This is a genomic window from Streptomyces polygonati (genome assembly GCF_042650325.1).
GTDB lineage: Bacteria > Actinomycetota > Actinomycetes > Streptomycetales > Streptomycetaceae > Actinacidiphila > Actinacidiphila polygonati.
In genome coordinates this window covers 1-5068 of sequence record NZ_JBHSBB010000004.1, presented here as the reverse complement: position 1 = coordinate 5068, position 5068 = coordinate 1, and the positions used below count along the sequence as shown (strand labels likewise).

At 71.8% G+C, this 5068-nt stretch carries 2 protein-coding genes; both read left to right on the top strand.

Annotation, left to right across the window (positions count from 1 at the left end; translation table 11 throughout):
- The first annotated feature begins 3 nt into the window (after positions 1 to 3).
- Entirely contained in the window at positions 4 to 3195 is a 3192-nt protein-coding gene (locus tag ACFO3J_RS03580) for a type I polyketide synthase (RefSeq protein ID WP_386426059.1), read from the top strand.
- Between the two features lie 2 nt (positions 3196 to 3197).
- Positions 3198 to 5068: type I polyketide synthase (locus tag ACFO3J_RS03575; RefSeq protein WP_386426057.1), on the top strand; the 1871-nt coding region annotated here is incomplete at its 3' end.

Genomic DNA, 5068 nt, shown 5'->3' with positions numbered 1-5068 from the left:
TTTGTGGTGGGGCATTCGGTGGGTGAGTTGGCGGCTGCGCATGTGGCGGGTGTTGTGGGGTTGGTGGATGCGTGTGGGCTGGTGGTGGCGCGTGGTCGGTTGATGCAGGGGTTGGCGTCGGGTGGGGCGATGGTGTCGGTGCGGGCGTCGGAGGGTGAGGTGGTGGGGTCGTTGCCTGTGGGGGTGGGGGTGGCGGCGGTGAATGGTGCTGATGCGGTGGTGCTGTCGGGTGATGAGGGGGCGGTGCTGGCGGTTGGTGAGGTGTGGCGGGGTCGTGGGCGTGAGGTGCGGCGGCTGGCGGTGAGTCATGCGTTTCATTCGGCTCGGATGGATCCGATGCTGGGTGAGTTCGAGGCGGTGGTGCGGGGGGTGTCGTTCGGTGTTCCGGTGATTCCGGTGGTCTCCTCGGTGGTGGGTGGGCCGGCGGATATGGCGGATCCGTTGTACTGGGTGCGGCAGGTGCGGGAGACGGTGCGGTTCGGTGATGCGGTGGACTGGCTGGTGGGGCAGGGGGTGACGGGGTTTGTTGAGGTGGGTCCGCATCCGGGTCTGGTGGCGTCGGGGTTGATGCGGCGTGGTCATGATGAGCCGGAGCGGTTGTTGGCGGCGCTGGGCAGGTTGTGGGTGGCCGGGGCGCCGTGGATGCTGCCGGTCCCGGCCGGGGCGGCGCGGGCGGAGCTGCCGACGTATCCCTTCCAGCACGACCCCTACTGGCTCCTCCCGACCGCCACGCCCCATGTCTCGATGGCCGGCCAGAGCGAGGTCGACCACCCGCTGCTGCGGGCCGTCGTGGACCTGCCCGACGATCAAGGCGCCGTGCTGACCGGCCAGTTCGCCACCGCCGAGCAGCCGTGGCTCACCGAGCACGTCATTCTGGGCTCGCCGCTGCTGCCCGCGACGGCGTTTGTCGAACTGGCCGTCCGAGCCGGCGAGTACATCGGCTGCCCGGTGGTCGAGGACCTGGCACTGGAAGCACAGCTGGTGGTCGCGGACGGCGTGCAGGTGTGCGTCATCGTCGGTCCCGACCGTGAAGGACGGCGCGCTGTCTCGATCCACTCGCGTACCACCGGCGAGTGGATACGGCACGCGGCCGGCACGCTGGGCGCCGACCCCGTAACACCGCAGGCGTCCTGGGCGCTGGTGTGGCCGCCGAAGGCCGAACCCGTCGAGCTCGATGCCTTCTACGACACTCTGGGCGACGCCGGATTCGCCTACGGCGCGGCCTTCCAAGGCCTGGAAGCGGTGTGGCGGGACGGCGACACCCTCTACGCGGAGGTGTCCGCGCCCGGCGATCCCCGGTTCGGGCTGCATCCGGCCCTGCTCGACGCGGCGATCCAGACCGTGACGATCGCCGACGACCGGGCCAAGATGCCGTTCTCCTTCGCCGGGGTCTCGCTGTGGCGCGGCGGAGAGCGGGCCCGCGTCCGGCTGACCGCGACCGGCCAGGACACCTACACCCTCGGCCTCGCCGACCACTCGGGCGCGCCGATGGCCGAGATCGCCTCGCTGACCCTGCGCCGACCGGCGGCGGCCCGGGAGAACATGCCGTACCGGCTGTCGTGGCCCGTCCTCGACACGGCGACGACCGAGCCGGACATCCCCGTTCACCACGCCACCACGCCGGTCGAGACACTGCGGGTGATCCAGGACTTCCTCGCCACGGACATCCCGCGGATGGCCGTGGCCACGCGCCATGCCGTCCCGGTCCGGCCGGGCGACGACGTCGACCCGGACGCCGCCGCTGTCTGGGGCCTGGTCCGGTCGGCCGCCACCGAGCACCCCGGCCGGTTCGTCCTGGTCGACGGCGACGAGGTCCGGCTGGCCGGCGACGAACCCCAGCTCGCGATCCGCGGCGGCGCCGTCCACGTCCCGCGCCTCGAACGCGCCGAGATCGGTCCGCTGCCGTCCACGCTCGGCCCCGACGGCACGGTGCTCATCACCGGCGGTACGGGCACCCTGGGCGGCACGATCGCCCGTCATCTCGTCGCCCGGCACGGAGTCCGCAGTCTGCTCCTGGTCAGCCGAAGCGGACCGGACGCCCCCGGCGTGGCCGCGCTGACCGCCGAACTGACCGGGTCCGGCGCTCACGTCACCGTCGTGGCCTGCGACATGGCCGACCGCGACGCGGTGGCACGGCTGCTCGCCGAACACCCGGTCACCTCCGTGATCCATGCCGCGGGTGTGCTGGCCGACACCGTGGTGGAATCCCTCACCCCCGAGCAGTTCGAGCGCGTGTGGGCGCCGAAAGCCCTCGCCGCGCGGCACCTGCACGAGCTGACCGAGGGCCTGGACTCGTTCGTGCTGTTCTCCTCGGCCGCCGGTGTGCTGGGCGGTGCGGGACAGGCGAACTACGCAGCCGCCAACGCGTATCTCGACGCGCTCGCCGAGCACCGGCACGCCCAGGGGCTGCCCGCCGTCTCACTCGCGTGGGGCTACTGGGCGCAGACCAGCGGCATGACGGGAGGTCTGACGGACGCCGACCGGCATCGGCTCACCAGGGCCGGCGTCCTGCCCTTGCCGACCGAAGAGGCGTTGGCGCTGTTCGACCTCGCGCTGACCGCCGGTACACCCGCATTGGCCCCGATCAGCTTCGACCTGCCGGCCTTGCGCCGGGCCGGCGACCCACCCGCCGTGCTGCGGGCACTTGTCCGGCCGCGACGCAGGCGTGCGGCGGACCGCGTGTGGTCCCAGGACGACGTACTGCGACTGATCCTCGACCAAGTGGCCGCCGTGCTGGGACACGCGTCGCCGAACGCGGTGCGGCCGGACCTGGCGTTCACGGCCCTCGGCTTCGACTCGCTCACGGCCGTGGAACTGCGCAACCAGCTCGACGCGGGGACCGGCCTGCGCCTGCCCGCCACGCTCACGTTCGACCACCCGACACCCGCCCGGCTCGCCGAATTCGTCCACACCCGACTGCACGGCACGAAGCAGGATCCGCTGCTCGCGGAACTCGACCAGCTCAAGTCCACCTTGGACGCGACAGCCGCCGCCGACGCCGACTACGACACGATCGCGGCCCGCCTTGAGGCACTGCTGGTGGCCTGGACCGCGAAACGCGGCGGCCCCGAGGCCGACGTCGACGAGGCCGGTGTCGACGAAGCCAGCGACGACGAACTGTTCAGCATCCTGGACGACGCGCACCGCCGGACCGAGGCCATCCGCTCGGGCGAGTCCCGCAACGCTGAGGAGTAGCGATGTCCGACGAAGAGAAGCTCCGCAGTTACCTCAAGCGCGCCACGGCCGACCTGGCCGTCCTGGGCAAACGCCTGGCCGCCATGGAAGAGGCGGCACGCGAGCCGATCGCGATCATCGGGATGGGCTGCCGCTATCCGGGTGGGGTCGAGTCGCCGGACGGCTTGTGGCGGCTGGTGTCGGACGGCGCCGACGCGATCTCCGAGTTCCCGGTGGACCGGGGCTGGGATGTCGTCTACGACCCCGACCCGGACCGGCCGGGTACGACCTACACCCGGTCGGGCGGTTTCCTCGCGGACGGCGCCGGGTTCGACGCGGCGTTCTTCGGGATCTCACCGCGCGAGGCGCTGGCGATGGACCCGCAGCAGCGGGTGCTGCTGGAGACCGCCTGGGAGACCGTGGAAAGCGCCGGCATCGACCCGACCTCCCTCGGCGGCAGCCGGACGGCCGTCTTCACCGGTCTGTGGTCGTCCGGGTACGGCAGCCAGCCGCCGCCGGACCTGGAGGGTTTTCTCGCCACCGGGACAGCGACCAGCGCTACTTCCGGCCGGGTCTCCTATCTGCTGGGGCTGGAGGGCGCGGCGGTGTCGGTGGACACCGCGTGCTCCTCGTCGCTGGTGGCGATTCACCTGGCGGCGCAGGCACTTCGCGCGGGGGAGTGCTCACTGGCGCTGGCCGGCGGTGTGACGGTCATGGCCACGCCGGCCGGCTTTGTGGAGTTCTCGCGGCAGCGCGGGCTGGCGGCCGACGGGCGGATCAAGTCGTTCGCCGACGGCGCCGACGGCACGAGTTGGGGTGAGGGCGCCGGGCTTGTTCTCTTGGAGCGGCTTTCCGACGCGCGGCGGAACGGCCACCAGGTGCTGGCGGTGGTCGCGGGCAGCGCGGTCAACCAGGACGGCGCGTCCAACGGTCTGGCGGCGCCGAACGGTCCGTCGCAGGAGCGGGTGATCGCTCAGGCGCTGGCGAACGCCGGTTTGTCGGCGTCGGATGTGGACGCGGTGGAGGCGCACGGCACGGGTACGACGCTGGGTGATCCGATCGAGGCGCAGGCTTTGCTGGCGACCTACGGTCAGGGCCGCACGGAGCCGTTGTGGCTGGGTTCGGTGAAGTCCAACATCGGTCATACGCAGGCGGCGGCGGGTGTCGCGGGTGTGATCAAGATGATCATGGCGATGCGGCACGGTGAACTGCCGCGAACCCTCAACGTGGACGCGCCGACCTCGCATGTCGACTGGTCCACCGGGCATGTCTCGCTGCTCACCGAAGCCCGCTCGTGGCCGGAGACCGGGCGTCCCCGGCGTGCGGGTGTCTCGGCGTTCGGGATCAGCGGCACCAACGCCCACGTCATCATCGAGGCCCCTGTCCCGGACCTGGCTGAGCCTGCGAGGTCGTCCTCCGCCGCGCTTCCGACCGGTCCGGTGCCGTGGCTGCTGTCGGCGAAGTCGGACTCCGCGTTGCGGGCGCAGGCGGCGCGGCTGGCGGACTTTGTCGCGGCGCGTCCCGAGGTCGACCGGGTCGCGGTGGCGGCCGTGCTGGCCGGACGGGCGCGTTTCCAGCACCGGGCCGTAGTCGGTGACCCGGCCGCGCTGACGGCGTTGGCCGAGGGGAGGGAAGCGCCCGACCTGGTCAGTGGTGTGGTGGGTGGGTCGGGCCGGACGGTGTTCGTGTTTCCGGGTCAGGGGGCGCAGTGGGTGGGGATGGGCCGGGAGCTGTACGGGGAGTCGGAGGTTTTCCGGGCGGCGATTGATGACTGTGCTGCCGCTCTGGCGCCGTATACGGACTGGTCGTTGGTGGAGGTGTTGTCGGGGGGTTCGCTGGACCGGGTGGATGTGGTGCAGCCGGCGTTGTTCGCGGTGATGGTGGGTTTGGCGGA